The 16,208-nt window shown below is 72.0% G+C and carries 15 protein-coding genes; 6 read left to right on the top strand and 9 right to left on the bottom strand.

All coding sequences use genetic code 11. The features are described 5' to 3' along the window. Positions 1–26: 26 nt before the first annotated feature. A complete protein-coding gene (locus ACIHFD_RS41485; RefSeq protein ID WP_397371591.1) occupies positions 27–1,007 on the top strand; it encodes an NlpC/P60 family protein in 981 nt (326 codons plus the stop codon). A gap of 10 nt (positions 1,008–1,017) precedes the next feature. Here ACIHFD_RS41485 and ACIHFD_RS41480 read toward each other — a convergent pair whose 3' ends face one another. Together ACIHFD_RS41480 and ACIHFD_RS41475 are read right to left on the bottom strand one after the other, a co-directional pair. Then, complete coding sequence (locus tag ACIHFD_RS41480; RefSeq protein WP_397371590.1) at positions 1,018–1,659, bottom strand: class I SAM-dependent methyltransferase; 642 nt, start codon at positions 1,657–1,659, stop codon at positions 1,018–1,020. A 138-nt stretch (positions 1,660–1,797) separates the two neighbouring features. Beyond that, positions 1,798–3,648 carry a hypothetical protein gene (locus ACIHFD_RS41475; RefSeq protein WP_397371589.1) on the bottom strand — a complete coding sequence of 617 codons (1,851 nt, stop codon included), beginning with the start codon at positions 3,646–3,648 and terminating at the stop codon, positions 1,798–1,800. 139 nt (positions 3,649–3,787) lie between these two features. Between ACIHFD_RS41475 and ACIHFD_RS41470 the strand changes: the two genes are divergently transcribed. The 4 genes from ACIHFD_RS41470 (at position 3,788) to ACIHFD_RS41455 (ending at position 8,069) form a co-directional block, all read left to right on the top strand. Further along, positions 3,788–4,513 (top strand): LuxR C-terminal-related transcriptional regulator, encoded by a 726-nt coding sequence (locus ACIHFD_RS41470; protein WP_397371588.1) that lies wholly within the window; start codon positions 3,788–3,790, stop codon positions 4,511–4,513. Positions 4,514–4,592: 79 nt separating this feature from the next. Beyond that, entirely contained in the window at positions 4,593–5,120 is a 528-nt protein-coding gene (locus ACIHFD_RS41465) for a hypothetical protein (RefSeq protein WP_397371587.1), read from the top strand. Between the two features lie 385 nt (positions 5,121–5,505). Further along, positions 5,506–6,825 (top strand): cytochrome P450, encoded by a 1,320-nt coding sequence (locus tag ACIHFD_RS41460; protein ID WP_397371586.1) that lies wholly within the window; start codon positions 5,506–5,508, stop codon positions 6,823–6,825. Further along, entirely contained in the window at positions 6,822–8,069 is a 1,248-nt protein-coding gene (locus ACIHFD_RS41455; protein ID WP_397371585.1) for an MFS transporter, read from the top strand. Before ACIHFD_RS41460 ends, ACIHFD_RS41455 begins: the two co-directional genes overlap by 4 nt. Here the strand turns inward: ACIHFD_RS41455 and ACIHFD_RS41450 are convergent. Beyond that, positions 7,998–9,140, bottom strand: a complete 1,143-nt coding sequence (locus ACIHFD_RS41450) for an AAA family ATPase (protein ID WP_397371584.1) — start codon at positions 9,138–9,140, stop codon at positions 7,998–8,000. The genes ACIHFD_RS41455 and ACIHFD_RS41450 overlap by 72 nt on opposite strands. A gap of 430 nt (positions 9,141–9,570) precedes the next feature. Between ACIHFD_RS41450 and ACIHFD_RS41445 the strand changes: the two genes are divergently transcribed. Further along, on the top strand, positions 9,571–10,077 hold the full coding sequence (locus ACIHFD_RS41445; protein ID WP_397371583.1) for a hypothetical protein: 507 nt from the start codon (positions 9,571–9,573) through the stop codon (positions 10,075–10,077). Here the strand turns inward: ACIHFD_RS41445 and ACIHFD_RS41440 are convergent. The 6 genes from ACIHFD_RS41440 to ACIHFD_RS41415 form a co-directional block, all read right to left on the bottom strand. Beyond that, the gene (locus ACIHFD_RS41440; RefSeq protein ID WP_397371582.1) at positions 10,013–10,921 is read right to left on the bottom strand and encodes an LLM class flavin-dependent oxidoreductase; all 909 of its coding nucleotides are present in this window, start codon (positions 10,919–10,921) and stop codon (positions 10,013–10,015) included. The genes ACIHFD_RS41445 and ACIHFD_RS41440 overlap by 65 nt on opposite strands. A gap of 56 nt (positions 10,922–10,977) precedes the next feature. Beyond that, the gene (locus ACIHFD_RS41435) at positions 10,978–12,069 is read right to left on the bottom strand and encodes an NAD(P)/FAD-dependent oxidoreductase (protein ID WP_397371581.1); all 1,092 of its coding nucleotides are present in this window, start codon (positions 12,067–12,069) and stop codon (positions 10,978–10,980) included. A gap of 87 nt (positions 12,070–12,156) precedes the next feature. Then, the gene (locus ACIHFD_RS41430) at positions 12,157–12,627 is read right to left on the bottom strand and encodes a MarR family winged helix-turn-helix transcriptional regulator (RefSeq protein ID WP_350732244.1); all 471 of its coding nucleotides are present in this window, start codon (positions 12,625–12,627) and stop codon (positions 12,157–12,159) included. Positions 12,628–12,684: 57 nt separating this feature from the next. Beyond that, entirely contained in the window at positions 12,685–13,035 is a 351-nt protein-coding gene (locus ACIHFD_RS41425) for a cupin domain-containing protein (RefSeq protein WP_357749056.1), read from the bottom strand. A gap of 9 nt (positions 13,036–13,044) precedes the next feature. Then, positions 13,045–14,970 (bottom strand): DUF2264 domain-containing protein, encoded by a 1,926-nt coding sequence (locus ACIHFD_RS41420; protein ID WP_397371580.1) that lies wholly within the window; start codon positions 14,968–14,970, stop codon positions 13,045–13,047. A 77-nt stretch (positions 14,971–15,047) separates the two neighbouring features. Beyond that, positions 15,048–16,061, bottom strand: coding sequence for a LacI family DNA-binding transcriptional regulator (locus tag ACIHFD_RS41415; RefSeq protein WP_397371579.1), 1,014 nt, complete (start codon positions 16,059–16,061; stop codon positions 15,048–15,050). Positions 16,062–16,208 lie beyond the last annotated feature (147 nt).

Raw genomic sequence — 16,208 nt, 5'->3', positions numbered from 1 at the left:
CTGGAGATTTACGAGGAGGCGTCGTAGTGGCCCTGCCGACAAGGCTTGGACGAACAGCGGCGGCCGCGGCCCTGTCCCTGGTCGCACTGGCCGTCACTCCCGGCGCCGCCGTGGCCGAGCCGTCGCCGGCCAAGGCCAGAGCCAAGCTCGTGAAGCTGAACGAGCAGGCCGACCAGGTGGTCGAGCGGTACAACCAGGCCACGGAGGCGTACAAGAAGGCCAAGAAGAAGTACGACACCCTCAACACCGAGCTCCGCCTCAAGGACGCCCGAGCCGGCTCCCTGCGCGACGACCTCGTCCGGCTGGCCGTCAACGACTACCAGTTCGGCCCGATCAGGGGGTGGGAGGGGCTCGCAGGCCAGGCCGATCCCACGGCGATCCTGAACAGCATGGCCTCCTTCCGGGAGATGGCCGAGTCCCGGGCGGCCAAGGTCCGCGCCTACGAGGCGGCCACCAAGGAGCTGCGCGACCGGCGCAACGACGCCAAGACCACCCTGGCCGAGTCCGACGCCGCGCGCGACAAGGTCAGCGACGAGAAGTCCAAGATCGAGAAACTGATCGCCGAGCAGACCAAGCTGCTGCGCAGGCTGGGCGCCTTCAAGACCGGCGACCCCAACAGCGCCGGCATCAAGTACACGGGTCCGGCCTCCGGCAACGCCCGCCTGGCGCTGCAGTTCGCCTTCGCGCAGGTGGGCAAGCCGTACCGGTTCGGCGGCACGGGACCGGGCTCCTACGACTGCTCCGGCCTGACCCAGGCCGCCTGGCGGCAGGCGGGGGTCGAGTTGCCCCGTACGACCTGGACGCAGTGGAGCTGGGGCTCCGCCCGCCGCGTCCCCCTGAACGCGTTGCAGCCCGGGGACCTGCTCTTCAGCAAGGGGTTGGGGCACATGGGCATGTACGCCGGCAACGGGAAGATGGTGCACGCGCCGCAGACCGGGGACGTCATCAAGGTCGTCGATCTGGACGACTACTGGCGCACCCGCCTGCTCGGCGCGGTCCGCCCCTGACCGGGGTGCTCTACGTGGTCCGGTGAGCCCGGCCGAGGACGTGCGCGAGGGCGGGGACGGGCGGCTGCGGCGCGAAGGCGAACCGCTCGACCTCGTCCACGGCGAAGCCCGCCCGCCGGATCGCGGCGAGCGTGTCGCGGTTGGGACTGCACCTTCCGGCCATGCGCCGCCACACCGGGGTGATCGCGTCCTGGAGCAGGCCGAGCGCCGGGTTGGATGATCGTACGTGCTCGTAGAAGCGCAGCTCGCCGCCCGGCCTGAGCACCCGGGCGATCTCGGCCAGCGCCGCCGGTGGTGAGGGCACGCTGCACAGCACGAGCGAGACCACCGCGGCGTCGAAGGCCTCGGCTTCGCCCGGCAGAGCCTCGGCGTGGCCGGCCACGACCCGCACGGGCACGGGTGCCGAGGCGGCTTCGGCCTCGGCGAAGCGGCGCAGGGTGTCCTCCGGTTCGACCGCGACGACTTCGCTGACCGTCTTGGGATAGTGGGCGAAGTTGCGGCCGTTGCCGGCGCCGATCTCGATCACCCGGCCCTCGAGCCCGTCCAGGAGCCGTTGCCGGTGCTCCCGCCCGCCGCGCAGGTCCGCGGCGGCGGAGGCCTGGACGTACACGCGGGCCAGGCGGGGATGCTGAAATTCGGACAGGTCAGTCACGACGATCACCTCTGTTAGCGGGCTACCGTCTTCCAGACTGGCTCATGGCGGCCGAAAACGGCCTGCTACCGACTCGCGGGCCCCGGTCGGCGCGGGCGGTGTGCGTGCCGTCGCCGGGACGACGGCACGCACGGGTCGTCATTTCTCGCAGCGGATGGGATAGGTGGTCTGCGCCGTCGGCTTGTTGTGGTTCAGGACCTCGATCTTGATCGTGCCGTCGGTCCTGGCCGGTCGGCTCCAGCTGAACGCCTGGATGCCGAGGACGCCGCCCTCCGGCATCTTGTGGGTGAAGGTCTCCCCGGCCTGGCCGTCGATGACCCAGTGGTAGCTGACCTCCGTGCCCGCCGGCGCCTTGAACTCGCCGAAGGCCGTCAGGTACGGGTCGGCGACGCAGTCCCCGTAGTAGCCGACCGACTCGATCTCGGTGATCTGCACCGTGCCCGGCGACGGGTCGGGCTGCGTGCAGGTCCAGGTGTAGGGCTCCTGCTTGGCCGGCTTGTTGTGGTTCAGGACTTCCAGACGGACCACGCCGGAGCCGCTGGACCTGGCGTTGCTGTACCAGAAGTCGCCGATCCTGCTCCGTACACCGGGCTTGAGCGTGGCGGTCCTGAGCGTGCCCGGCTTGCCGTCGACGACCAGGCGGTACTTGACGTCGGCCTCGCGGTCCGTCACGACCATGGCGTCCGCCATCAGGCTGAACGAGCCGTCGCACTGGCCGGTGAAGTGGGAGGTCAGCATGTACTCGACGGTCAGCTTGGCGTCGCCGCCCTCGTCGACGCAGGTGAAGGAGAACTCGCGCTCGGTCGGCTCGCCGGGGCCGCCCTCGGTCGCGAGGCCGAGCGTGTGGGTGCCGTTCCGGCCGGAGTCGAGGCTCCAGGTGGCGGACACGTCACGGGTGCGGGGCTGGTCGCCGGCGGGGAAGTCGACGGTCTGCGGCGTCCACTTGACGCCGTCGAGGATCCACCGGTACGTGACCTTGCGCGCCGGGCCGGCCGGGAGCGCGATGCGGCCGGTGGCCTGGTACGAGACGGGCTCCAGGCAGCTGCCCTCGTAGTCGCCGGGGGTGACGTCGACGATCTGCGGCACCGGCTTCTGCGCGGGCGGAGGCGTCGTAGGCGGAGGCGTCGTGGGAGGCGGTGTCGTGGGAGGCGGCGTCGTAGGCGGAGGCGACGTCGGCGGAGGTGTCGTGGGCGGAGGCGTCGTGGGTGTGGTGGAGCAGGTAACCTGGTAGGTGGCGCGTCCGGAGTCGCGGCCGCCGGCGTTGAGGATGCGGATGGCCTTCCAGCCGCCGGTGGAGCTGCCCACGGACAGCGGCAGCGTCACCTGCCGGGTACGGGGCCCGCCCGCCGCGAAGTACAGCGACTCGGGCCGCCCCTCCCCCGCGCTGCTGTCGATCCACTGGTAGTCGACCTTGGCGGGCGTGCGCGACACCTGGACGGTGCCCGTGAACAACATCGTCGTGGGGCAGGCGCCGCGGTAGGTCGCCGGGCTCGCCTCGACGTCGGCCGCGGCGACCAGCGGCCTGCCGGGCTCGGCGGGCAGCGGGTGAGCGCCGTCCCACACCACGACGGGGCCCGCGCACGCGACGCTGAAGCGGCCCTTGGCAGACAGCCCCTTCCTGCCGAGGATCTCCACGGCCTGCCAGCCGGAAGTGGTCCGGTCGAACGTCTGGCGGTCGGTCACGACCACCTTGCGCGTGCCGTTGACGCGGAAGCTCTTGATGGCGCCCTTGCTGCCGTCACCGCGTACCCAGCGGTAACGCACGGTTCCCCGGCCCTTGGCCGCGACCACGGCGGAGAAGCCGACCGTGGTGGGGCAGGCGCCGGACTGCTTGGCGGGGCTCGCCTTGACCTTGGCCGTCCTGACCGCAGGCGCGGCCGTCCTGACCGCAGAGGCGGCCGAACTGACGGCGGGGGCGGCGAGCGCCGGAGGGGCGGCCAGCAGGCTGCTGAGCAGCGCGGCACCCAGCAGCAACGCTGTCCTTCTCATCGGGGGTCCCTTTCTTTCCGCAGAAGAGGGACCATGCTCCCCGGCCCGCCTTGGGACTCACTTGGACCTCTCTTGTAACCTCCGCCACAAGTGCCGCCAAGGGATCGGTCAGAATGTCCCCATACGGATGAGGGGGCGTGTGAACGAGAGCGTGGCGTTGGCCCAGCTTGCCCATCGGCTGGAGGAGGTGGTGGGCGAGCTACGCGGCATCCCCGTCGACGTCGAGCGGGTGGAGGACAGCGAGCTCGTCCGGCAGCAGATCGCGCAGGCCGCCGCCACGGCCCGCGAACTGCGCGCCATGCACCCCGTGGGCTCGGCGGAGCACGGCCGCGAGGAGCAGAAGAGCCGGCTCCGCGTGCTGGACGCCCTGCGGCGCGGCATGACGATGCGCACGATCGTCCACGCGAGCGTCCTGGACGACCCCCGCAAGGCGGCCCGGATCAGGGAGCTACACGCCACCGGCGACCTGCACCGGGTCATCGACGAGCCGATCCAGCAACTGCTCGTCTTCGACCGCGCGGTGGCGTTCGTCCGGATCACCCCCGTCCCCTACTCGCCGGGGGCTCTCGTGATCAGGCAGCAGAGCCTGATCGCCATCCTCATCGACCTGTTCGAGCAGACCTGGGCCAGGGCCAGGGAGACCACCGAGCCTGCCCACCGGCTGACCCAGCGGGAGCGCGAGGTGCTCGCGCTGATCGCCGAAGGGCGCTCCAACAGTGCCGTCGCCCGCGCCCTGTCGATCACCGAGGCGGCCGTTGGCAAGCACGTGGCCAGTGTGTTCGCCAAGCTCGAACTGCCCGCGACCGCCGACGACAACCGGCGGGTGCTGGCCGTGCTCGCCTATCTGCGCGGTGCAGCGGGGTAGGGCCAGGACTACCCTGTCCTCGTCCCAGCCCTCCTGTGGCCGGGATCCGGCGCGCACTTCAATGAACGTCATGCAACGTATGACTGGATTGCTGGTCGGCGCGGTCTTCGGCGCGGTCTTCGTCGTCGTCAACGCGCAGAGCCCGCTGAACACCTTGACCGTGAACGTCCTGCGGGCGGCCGCCTGCCTGGCCGCCGCGAGTGTGATCGCCATGTGGTTCGTCACGGCCCGGAGAGAGCACACCGGCGGGGGACCGCGGCCGAACATGTTCGGCCGTGGTTACCTGATCGTCGTCGCCGCCGAGGCGCTCCTGCTCTTCGGCGGGCTCCGGGTGCTGGCCGCCTGGGGGCTCCCCGGGCAGGCCAACGTGGCCTGGGTCGCGTTCGTGGTCGGCGTGCACTTCATCGCCCTGGCGCCGATCTGGAAGGACCGGGGCATCGCCGTACCCGGTGGGGTCCTCACCGTGCTCGGCGTCGCCGGCCTGCTCCTGGCCCCGACGGGCGCGGTCGTCTGGGTGCCGCTCGTCAGCGGCGTGCTGTCCGGGGTGGCGCTCCTGACCGGCGCCGTCGCCTTCGGCTGGCGCAGCGTGACGGCGCGAACGGCCTAGCCCGCGCAATGCCGCGCCTTTATGAAATGTGTGCCGATCCGTGCGGATGCCTGCCATTTCGTGCGACCCCTTGCGCCCCGGTAACCGGGGAAATCAAATGGGGTTCGCGACCGGGCGAATAAAGCCGCGTCGGTCTTCACGCAGAAAGGAGGTGTCGGAGAATGGCATTCGCCAAGCACACCGCTGCCACACTGCTGGGCCTGAACAAGGGCCGGATGGGCGGCCGCTACCCCTGGGCCGACTTCTAAAGAACGGGTGCCCGCCCGGTGGGCGGGCGAATACCCCAGGTGAATGACCGCGGTTTCCGCGCCGGTGCGAGCCCTCCGGCGCGTGCCGGCGTGGGCCGCGTTCGCGATTGCCGGCCACCACCGAAAGGGTCAGAGCGATGAGAAAGCCTGCCGACACAATGCCGCCGGGGCCGCGCGGACGCTGGCCCGTCGGCAACTCCTACGACTACGACCGGGACCGGATCGGATTTCTCCGGCGCTGCCAGGCCGATTACGGCGACATCTTCACCTTCAGCCCGGCCACCATCTTCGTGGCGGACCCCGAGCTGATCGGCGAGCTGTTCAAGAAGTCGAACGAGCTCTATCTCACCGAGGAGTCGCTGTTCCCGGCCCGGCATTCCGACCAGGAGGTGAGCGACCACCTGGACGGCTGGATGCGGGCCCGGGGCCGCGCCTGGCACGGCATGACCAGGAACGTCGTCAGGTCCCACGGGCACCGGGTGACGGACCTGCTCGACGAACGCCTCGCGTCGCTCTCCGGCCGGGCCTTCCACGTGGTGCCGTTCATGCGGAGCTACAGCGCCAAGCTCTCGGCGATGTTCTGTTTCGGCCTGGACAACGAGGCCGTTTTCGATGCCGCGGAGCGGCGTTCGGGGCTGGCGCTGCCGTTCATGGACTCGAGCCTGACCTTCCCGAGCTGGCTGCCGCTGCCGTCCATCAAACGGGTACAGCGGGCCGAGGCCGGGGTGAACGCGGCCATCACCGAGAAGTTCCGGCAGCGCAAGGCCGCGCCGCACGAAACGCCGGATGACCTGATCGACCTGCTGCTGACGGACGATCCCGACATGCCGTCCGAGGACGAGGCCATCAACTTCCTGACGTCGATGATTCTCGCGTCGTTCGGCTCGCCGGGGGCGACGATGGCGTGGGTGATCAGGGAGATGGCCCGGCGGCCGGAGGTGCGGGAGCGGCTGCGGGAGGAGGCGCTGGCCGTCATCGCCGACTCCGGCGGCCTCGCCAACGAACGGAGCCTGCCGTACGCCGACGCCGTGACGAAGGAGGTCATGCGGCTCTATCCGCCGACCTGGCTCATGGGGCGCAAGGTGCGCAAGACCTGCACGTTCGGCGGCTACACCCTGCGGCCCGGCATGGACGTGCGCTTCAGCCCGTACCTCATCCACCGCGACCCCCGGTTCTGGCCGGACGCGGAGGAGTTCCGCCCCGAGCGGTGGCTCGAAGCCACGCAGCAACCCCGGTTCACCTACTTCCCGTTCGGCGCCGGACCGCGGGTCTGCCTCGGCATGCACCTGGGCATCTACCAGGCCATCGTGGGGACCGCGCACATCGCGGCCCACTACGACATCGAGGGGCTCGACCTGCAGGACTCCGACGCCGTCGCCGGTCCGGTGCTGGAGCCGCTGGCGCTGCGGGTCAGGATGAGGCGCACCCACGCGGGACGGACCGTGGTGGGGGCATGACGGCGAAGGCCGGTCGCTTCCGGGACGCCCTGGCCATCGGCGAGTTCCGCGCGATCTTCGCCGCGCACACTGTGTCGATGACCGGGAGCGTCCTGGCCCAGCTGGCCCTGACCGTGCTGGTCTACCTGCGCTCCGACTCGCCGCTGCTGGCCGCGGTGACGTTCGCGCTGCCGATGCTGCCGCAGCTGGTCGCGGGGACGTTGCTGTCGGCGCTGGTGGACCGGGTGCCGAACCGGCGGCTGCTGGTCGGCTGCAACCTGATCTCGGCGGTGCTGGCGGCGGCGATGGCGGTGCCCGGTGCTCCGACGGCGGTGCTGCTGGCGCTCGGGTTCGCGCTGGGGCTGATCCGGCCGGTGTTCGGCGGCGCGCGGGCCGCCACGATGCCGCAGGTGCTGCCGGGCGACGCGTACGTGCCGGGGCGCAGCCTGATGCGGGTGGTGGCGCAGGTCGCGCAGATCGGCGGCTTCGCGGTGAGCGGCATCGCGCTGACCGTGGTCTCGCCCGGCACGCTGCTGCTGGCCGACGCCGTGTCCTTCGGCCTGTCCGCCGCGCTGCTGCGGTTCGGCACGCGGGAGCGCCCGGCGGCCGCGGGCTCCGGGCAGTCGCTGGTGCGCGACTCGCTGTCGGGGATCGGCCGGCTCATGGCGGTCCGGCCGCTGCGGCGCCTGCTGGTGTTCGCCTGGGCGGTGCCCGCGTTCGCGGTCGCGCCGGAGGCGCTGGCGGTGCCGTACGCGGCGGAGCTGTCGGCGGACGACACCGTGGGCGCCGGTCTGCTCCTGACCGCGCTGCCGCTCGGCACGGTGGCCGCCGAGTTCGCCGGGAACTGGACGCTGTCCGCCGGGCGGCAGGTCAGGCTGATGGCGGCGCTGGCCGCGCTGTGCTTCGCACCCCTGCTCGCCTTCGCGTTCCGGCCGCCGATCCCGGTGGCGGCGGGGGTGCTGTTCGTCGCGGGCCTGGGCGCGTCGTTCCAGCTCGGCCTGGACCGCATGCTCCTGGACGCCGCGCCGAAGGAGCTGCTGGGGCGGGCGCTGAGCGTGCGGGCCTCGTGGATGATGTTCTTCCAGGGGCTCGGGTTCGCCGTGGCGGGGCTGGCCGCCGAGTTCGCGCCAACCACGGCCGTGATCACGGGGGCGGCGCTGTGCGGGCTGCTGGCCGCCGGGGTGTTCGCGCTCTCAGGCGTTCAGCCTCGGTACGTTGCGCTCGCGGATCAGGCTCTCGGCCAGGATCCGCAGGGCGAGCGGTGAGCCTCCGGCCTCGACCACGTACCGGCGGCACGCCTCCCGGTCCCGGTGCGCGAACTCGACGTTGAGCGCGGCCGACAGCACCCGGAACGCGTCGTGGTCGCTCAGCGCGCTCAGCTCCATCGGCAGCGCACCCTCCCGGATCACCAGGTCGCTCAGGTACGTCCGCGCGCTCACGACGACCGTGCACGTGGGCGAGCCGGGCAGCAGCGGGCGCACCTGCCGTACCGACCGGGCGTTGTCCAGCACGACCAGCATCAGCTTGCCGGCCAGCACGCTCCGGTACAGGCAGGAGGCCTCCTCCTCGTCGTCGGGCGCCACCCGCACACCCAGCGCCCGCAGAAACCTGACGATCACCGGATGCGCCCCAGCATCTCCCGATAAATCCGCGTAAAGGTGGCCGTCGGGGAACCGCGCCGCCGACCGGTGCGCCCACTGGACGACCAGCGCCGACTTGCCGATCCCCGGCGGCCCGGTCACGAGGACGAGCGGGCCGGCCGCCAGGTCGCCGTACGGCCGCCGCGACCACTCCTCCAGCTGGGCCAGCTGCGGCTCCCGCCCGGCGAACCCGCGGATCGGGCGCGGCAGCTGGCGCGGCACCGGCAGCGCCGGATCCCGCTCGGTCGGGGCGGGATCCGGCGCCTCGCCCGCCGCCGCCGGCGCCGGATCCCGCTCGGCCGGCTCGGGCGTCCCCTCCTCGCCCGCCGCCAGCGCCCGCCAGGCCCGGCGCCACCGCCGCACCTGCTCGGCCGCGTGCCGCTGCTGGCCGCAGGACATCAGGCAGGCCCGTACGAACGCCTCCACCAGGGCCAGCCGCGGCAGGCCGCGCGGGCCGTGACCGCGCAGCACCGCCGAGACCGTCGTCTCCGGGAGCACGTCGACCCAGGTGCCGTCCGCGAGCTCCACCGAGCCGCCGAGGATGCGGAGCCTGCGCAGCGACGGCTGCCCCGACCATCGGCGCAGCGCCACCAGGCGCTGTAACAGCTGCTCCGCGACCGAGCAGCCCTCGGGACCCGGAATTTCCTGGTCGGGGTCTTCCGGGTAAACGGCGTTACCGGGCGTGGGCGCGCGCATTACGGCCGACTGATAACGTCGTGGGGAATGCGCGTAAATGGGGCCCCGGCGTGCTTCGCATGAGCATTTTGTCCCCCGCCGAGTCACGACTTATGCCGGGGGCCGATGTCCGGAATTTGACTTCTCCGCCGCACCCGTTTCTTTCTCGAGTTCGGCCTGGAATTACCGTGGGCGGCCCGGAAAAGATACGCGTTCAGGTGACCACTCTCCGTATATCGCCGGGCGAATTCCGCGGGGAGCGCCGCGCGAATGCCGCCGCACCGTCGACCGTGCGGCAGTTGAAGTTCCGGCTCCGAGCTGCTCGGCTGAGCCACCCCCGTCCTCCCGGCGGGTGCATGCTGAAGGGGGAAGCACACACCCGACCGGGAGGTGGGCGTTGCGGCAAGGACGGGGGCCCGGCGGATCAGCCGGAAAGACACGCAGGGCGAAGGTGGGGGCCCGTGGGGGCGGGCTCCGGCTCGGCGTCGTCGAGCTCTACGGCCTCGGCATGCTGGCGCTGGCCGTGGTGAGCGCGTACTTCGCCGTGCTCGCGGCGGCGCCGGAGATCCGGGCGGCGCGCGGCGAGGGCACCACGGGGACGTTCACGGCCGAGCATCTCGAATGCTCCATCTACGGCATCTGCTCGTGGCAGGGCTCGTTCCGCTCGGACGACGGCGGCCTGCGCCTTGCCGACGCCTGGCTCCACGGCCGCGACGAGGACGAGCTCTCCGCCGGCGACCAGGCTCCGGCCCTGTACGCGGGCCACGGCGGCGGCAAGGTCCACGCCCCGGGAAGCCACGACCTCTGGGCCCTGGGGGCGTTCTTCGTGGTGGACCTGCTCTTCGCGGGTTACGCCCTCACGTTCTTCCCGGGCGTACGGCTGACACGCCGCCTCAGGAGGCCTGGATCGCCTCGCGCACGGCCGGGACGATCTCCCCGGCCCAGCGGCCGAGGGTGACGAGGTCGGCCACGCCGTGATCGGCCGAGAAGAGGATGAAGCCCGACGCGTCGTGCTCCAGCACGGCCCCGGTCAGTTCCTCGACCCACTGGCCGACGGAGCCGCCGATCCAGCGGCCGTCGCCGTCACGGGTGGCGGGCAGCGGCCGGTCGGTGATGCGACCCGGGAAGTTGTAGATCGTACGGATCTCGCGTGGATCCCGGCCCGCGGCCGCCGCCGCCTCGTCGATGATCGGCCGCGAGGTCCGGTAGCGCTCGCTGAGCCAGTCCGCCGCGTGGCCAGGGAGCCAGCCGTCGGCCACCCGGCCGGTGGCGGCCAGGGATTTCGCGCCGTTCGATCCTGTCCACACCGGAGGAGCGGCCACGGGAGCCGGCTCGATCTGGTGCACCTGGTAGTGGCGGCCCTCGTAGGTGACCGGCGGGCCGCCGCCCGACAGCTTCTTGACCAGGACGATCGCCTCCTCGAAGGCGTCCACGGCGGCGCCCGGCGACAGCCGGGGCACGCCCATGTCGGCGATCCGGTCCCACAGCCCGCCCGCGCCCATGCCCAGCACGACGCGGCCCTGCGACAGCGCCGACAACGACGTGACGGTCCTGGCCAGCATGGGAGCCGGGCGGGTCGGCAGGTTGGTGACGTTGACGAGGCCGGCGACGTGCTGCGTACTCCCCAGGATGAACCCGAGGGCGGCGTACGCGTCCAGGCGCCTGCCGATGTAGGGGTGGTCCGACAGCGACAGGAGGTCGAGACCGTCGCGGTCGGCCTGCTGGGCCATGCGCAGCAGCTCCGGCGCCTCGTCGACGCCGCTGTGCGCGCCGAAGCCGAAGACGACGTCGTGTCCGGACAAGGTTCTGCCTTTCCTTTCGAATTTCATGAGCACACCTGCCGCGGCCGGGAGGCCCTTCAGGCGGCGCCGAACTGCTCGGTGAAGCGACCGGTGAACAGGTCGGCGCCCTTGTACGCCGACACCGTCTCGGCCGGGACGACGGCCGGGCCGTCGGGGCCGGGCAGCTGGCCGACGCCGCCGCGCGGACCCAGCGGGAGCAGGATCATGGGGTGGGGCAGGGGCCGGTAGGCGGCAGTGGGCCGCTCACCGCTCAGCTGGGCGAGGATGTTGCCCGCGACCACGTCGGCGTGCTGCATCGCGTACCCGGCCATCTTGGCCTCGGGCACGTCGGTGATGTCGCCGATCGCGTAGACGTGGTCGTACCCGCGGACGTTGAGCGTCTCGGTGACCCGCACCTGCCCTTGCGGGGTGCGGGTGGTGAGCCGGCCGTCGGCGAGGTAGTCGCTGTTGACGCGCACGCCGTAGGCGCGGAACCAGATGTCGGCGGTGATCTCCTCCCCATCGGCGGTGGTGACGGTGAAGGTCCCGGCCTCGCCGGGCTCGGTCGCCGGCGGCGCGGTCAGGTGGGTGCCCAGCCGCAGGTGGATGCCGAGCTCATCGAGCTGACGGTGCAGGTCCTGGCGCAGCTCCGGCTCGAACGCCGGCAGGAGTTGCCCGGCCGGGTCGACGACGGTCACGTGCTTGTGCGCCCAGACCTCCTTGATCTCCCCGGCCAGCTCCAGACCGACCGGGCCGGCGCCCAGGATCAGCACGTGTTCGGCGCCGGCCAGCTCCTTGTGGGTCGCGCGGAGGTCGTCCAGGACCTGCTCGGTGGAGTCGGCGACGGGCTTGGCCGGGTAGGTGTAGCTGGAGCCGGTGGCCAGGACCAGGTAGTCGGCCTCGACCCGCTGCCCCGAGGCCAGGGTGACGCCGCCGGGATCCACGGAGACCGCACGGTCGCGGACCACCGTGCCCCGGGTCAGGAACCCGCTGTAGGGGAAGAACATGTTGCTCCCCCACTCCGGCCGGGTCACCGACCGCAGCGACCCGGCGGTGTTGAAGAACGCGTCCCGGGGATCGACGAGGACGACCTCGGCCTCGGCGTCCAGCGCCTTGGCCAGCGCCGAACCGCCGTAACCGCCGCCGACGACCACAACTTTACGACTCATGATTGCACGCCCCGATCAACAGAATAGGTTGAGTTCGTGCTACGAACCATATTAGTTCGCTACACGAACTGCAACCCGGGGGCGGCTTTACGAGTGGGCCCCCTCGCCGGGCTCCAGGAAGACCACGGGGACCTTGTTGTCCTGCACGACCCGGCCGAGCAGGTCGGCGAGCGCGTCACGGTCGGCGGCGGCGAGGCCCGCCGTCAGGTTCTCGATCCGCGCGCAGGTCTCCGTGTAGAACTCCGCGGCGAGCTCGGAACCCTTCCTGGTCAGCGCGATCCGCAGCGCGCGCGAGTCGTGCGGGTCCGGTCTGCGCTGGACCAGGCCGTTGCGCTCGGTGCGGTCCACCAGGCCGGTGAGGCTGGACTTGGCCAGCCCCAGCATCGCGCCCAGCTCGCTCATGCCGTACGGCTGCGCCATCAGCACGCACAACAACTGCCCCTGTTGCGAGGTGAGGCCATATTCCCTGGCGGACTCGGCGTACACGGCGTTCGTCAGGAACGTGGACCGCACCAGCGCGGCCACCACCCCGATCCGCTCCTCATCATGCTTTTCCACGCGTTCAGGGTAACATTCAAATGCCTGACAATTCGTAGGACGAACTACCCCTTCGGGTCAGAGGCGGGTGGTCACATAGGTCTTGCGCACGGTCTCGTGCACGTGCCACTCCCCCTGCCAGCCCGCGGGCATGACCAGGGTGCTCCCGGGGCCGACCTCCTGGGTCGTGCCGTCCTGGCCGACGATGGTGGCCCGCCCGGACAGGATCTGGCACACCTCGTGGTAGCCGTCGCGCACGGCGGTGAACGTGCCGGGCGTGCACTCCCACACCCCCGCCGTGGTCCTGCCGTCAGCCGACGTCCACGCCTCGAGCGCCGCCTCCTGCTGCCCGCCGCCGACCGAGGTCGGCTTGGCGGCGAACGGCCCCAGGTCGGCGGTGCTCGCGTCCGGTACGACGATGCTGTTCATTCTCTGCTCCTAGTCGTCTGAGCTGCGGCGGGCGATCCTATCGACGTCCCCGACGGCGGGTGACGTCGCGGTATGCCCTTCGACGAGCTCGGGGACGGCGGCGAGGCGGACCGTGATCGGATCCCCGGCGGGCGGCCGCAGGGTGACCTCGTCCCCGTTCACCAGCACCTCCGGCATCGCCGGCTCCCGTTCGGCCGCCGTGAGCAGGACCAGGCCGACGTACACGGCGGTCCCGCCCGGGTGGGCGTCGCGGATCAGGTACGGCGTGGCGGAGTGCGTTCCGAAGGCGTTCACGCCGTGCCCGCTCGCCACGCCCGCCCCCGTGTAGCCGTGCAGCCCGCGCGCCACGCTGGTCAGGCCGTCCGCGCGCCGGGCAAGCGCCCAGGTGTCCCCGGACCGGGCCTCGGGCGGCCGCGGACCGGCCACCGCGTGGCCGCCGTCGCGTACCTGGTGTCCGGCGGGCGCCGTGACCTGGTGGATCCGGATCTCGGCCGCGCCGTCGACCACGGAGGCGGTCACCACGCGGACGGGCCCGTCCTGGTACGCCGAGGCGGCGAAGCGCTCGCCCACGGCAAGGGGTTCGATGCGGCGCCGCCGGGAGGGCGCCCCCTGCGGTGAGACGACGGCGAGCTGCCCGTCGACCGCCTGCTCGCCGATGTCGGGTCCGGTGTGGCTGGTGTAGGCGAGCCTCAGGTAGTGCGGGTCCGGCGGTCCCGCTGGGTCCTGGACGCGGTCGCGGTCGCTGCCGTGGTTGACCAGCCGGACGACGCCGTCCTCGCGGGTGGCGTGCAGCAGCCAGCCCGGCGGGGACATCGCCACGACCTGGTCGGCGCGGTCGACCGGCGCGGCCGCCTCGGCGTCCGTCCAGGCCGGGTGACCGGGCGGCAGCAGCAGGCCGAGGAAGGCCTTGCTGGCCCAGTACGGCGAGGCGGGGCCGGAGTAGTCCTGGGTGCCGGGCGGGAAGGCGTCGTACCAGCCGCAGGTGAGCAGGCCGCGCTCGTCGGGGGCGCCGCGTTCGACGAAGTGGCGCAGCACGCCGCTCGCGATCCGCCTGGTCCGCCCAGGGGGCAGGGGCGAGGCGCCGGTCAGCGCGCCCAGCCAGAGCGGCGCGACCGTCGCGAACCGGTAGATCAGGGACCGCCCCTGGTGCACCGGCCCGCCGTCGGCGGCGAACAGGTGCTGGTAGTGCTCCAGGAACCGGCGCAGGCGGTCCGCGTAGAGCCGCCCGCGGGCGGTGTCGCCGGCCATCCGCGCCCACAGCGACGGATACAGGTGCATCGCCCAGCCGGAGTAGTAGTCGAAGTTCTTGCCCTTGCCGTCGGAGTACCAGCCGTCGCCGACGTACCACTCCTCGATCCGCTCCAGCCCGCCGGCGATCTCGCCGGGGTCGTGCGCCCCGCCCACCTCGGCGAGGAACTGCTCCACGACGACCTGGAACAGCACCCAGTTGTTGTCCGGCGTGCGCCGCCCGACGAACCCGGCCAGCCAGGCCACCACCCGCTCCCGCTGCTCCGGTGACAGCCGGTCGAACAGCCAGGGCCGGGTCTCGTGCAGCGCGAGCGCGATGGAGGCGGCCTCCACGAGCGGCTGCGACATGTCCGTCAAAGGCGGCCAGGCGTACGGGTGCGCGGGATCGGTGCCGGCCACCAGCCCCGCGGCGTAGCGCTCCAGCAGGGCGGGCGGCACGTCGCCGCCCGCCCCGGCGATGCGGAAGGCCGCGAGCAGGAACGTGCGGGCGAACCCTTCCAGCCCGTCGCTGACAGTGCCCGACCGGCTCGCCCGCCCGGGCAGGCGGTATTGGGCGAAACCCTCCGTGGCGTACGGCGCCACGGAGTCGAGCAGGTGGTCCGCGACGCTCTCCCAGTGGGCGCGGGTCCAGCCGGTGAAATCGGACAGCTGCGGGTCGGCAGGCGGGAGGCGCAGGGGGGAGGACATGAACCGGATACTACGGCATCTACCTGGGCAGACCTTCGACGGAATGGCACCATCCCTGTAAACGGTTTAACTCCGCCTCAGACGTGCAGAAGAGGGCGGACGGAGTCACGGACGATGATGTGCGTGCCGAGCATCACGTGCCGGCTCATCCCGGCCGTGTCGGTGTCCAGGGCCAGCCGCACAGCGGTCCGGCCCAGCTCCTCGTGCGGCACGTGCACGGTGGTCAGGTCGATGTCGTCGGCCGGCGGAAGGTCGTCGAAGCCGACCAGCGACACGTCGTCCGGCACCCGCAGGCCGCGCTCCCGCAACGCCGCCCGGGCCCCGGCCGCCAGCAGGTCGTTCCCGGCGAACACCGCGGTGAAGTCACGCGGCCCCGCCTCCAGCCGCTCCCGCATCATGCGGTAGCCCTCGCGCCGGTCCATCACCACGCTGTCCACCTCGAGCCCGGTGTCATGCGCCACCCGGTGCGCGGCCAGCGCCGCCCGATAGCCCGCGATCCGGCTCTCCGGCGTCGTGTAACCGGCCCGCCGCCCGAGGAACAGGATCCGCCGGTGACCGACCGAGAGCAGATGACTGGTGATCGCATGGGCGCCACCGGTGTTGTCGTACTCCACCACGATGGCCGGCACCTCCTCCCCCAGCGCCGGACGCCCGCACAACACCAGCCGCGACCCCGCCACCGCCAGCGCCCGCGCGTAGTCCGCCATCCGCTCCCGGTAGGCGTCGTCGATCGGCATGTTGCCGACCAGGATCACCGCCTCGGCGTGCTCCTCCCGCAGCAGCCGCACCATGGCCAGCTCCCGCTCGGCGTCCCCGCCCGTGGTGCCCACGATGCACAGCCGGCCCTCGCGCACCGCCTGGTCCTGCACGCCCTGCGCCACATGCGCGTAATGCGGGGACACCACCGAGTTCACCACAATCGCCACGCTCTTCGGCCGCGCTCCCGCCAGCCCCCGCGCGTGCGCGTTGGCCACGTAGTCGAGCTCCCGGACCGCCCGCATCACCTTGCTCCGGGTGGCGGGAGCGCTCGGGTACGAGCCCGACAGGATCCGCGACACGGTCGCCACCGACACACCGGCGTGCTTGGCCACGTCCCGGATCGTCGAGGGACGAGGCCGACCATCCTCAGGAACGGCCCGGCGAGGCATCCATCCCCCTTATCCCCGCTGTTAAAGCGGTTTAACGATATCGCACGACCGCGCTTCAGGCGCGAGTCATCCCCTCGTGACCGGCACGCT

The organism is Nonomuraea sp. NPDC051941 (assembly GCF_044593615.1).
Note: the sequence above shows the minus strand (reverse complement) of the source record. Positions and strands in the feature narration are given on the sequence as shown.

Excerpts from the sequence above, each read along its gene's own strand:
- ACIHFD_RS41475 (WP_397371589.1), bottom strand. The coding sequence starts at position 3,648 with ATGAGAAGGACAGCGTTGCTGCTGGGTGCCGCGCTGCTCAGCAGCCTG.
- ACIHFD_RS41465 (WP_397371587.1), top strand. The coding sequence starts at position 4,593 with ATGACTGGATTGCTGGTCGGCGCGGTCTTCGGCGCGGTCTTCGTCGTC.
- ACIHFD_RS41460 (WP_397371586.1), top strand. The coding sequence starts at position 5,506 with ATGAGAAAGCCTGCCGACACAATGCCGCCGGGGCCGCGCGGACGCTGG.
- ACIHFD_RS41455 (WP_397371585.1), top strand. The coding sequence starts at position 6,822 with ATGACGGCGAAGGCCGGTCGCTTCCGGGACGCCCTGGCCATCGGCGAG.
- ACIHFD_RS41450 (WP_397371584.1), bottom strand. The coding sequence starts at position 9,140 with ATGCGCGCGCCCACGCCCGGTAACGCCGTTTACCCGGAAGACCCCGAC.
- ACIHFD_RS41435 (WP_397371581.1), bottom strand. The coding sequence starts at position 12,069 with ATGAGTCGTAAAGTTGTGGTCGTCGGCGGCGGTTACGGCGGTTCGGCG.
- ACIHFD_RS41425 (WP_357749056.1), bottom strand. The coding sequence starts at position 13,035 with ATGAACAGCATCGTCGTACCGGACGCGAGCACCGCCGACCTGGGGCCG.
- ACIHFD_RS41420 (WP_397371580.1), bottom strand. The coding sequence starts at position 14,970 with ATGTCCTCCCCCCTGCGCCTCCCGCCTGCCGACCCGCAGCTGTCCGAT.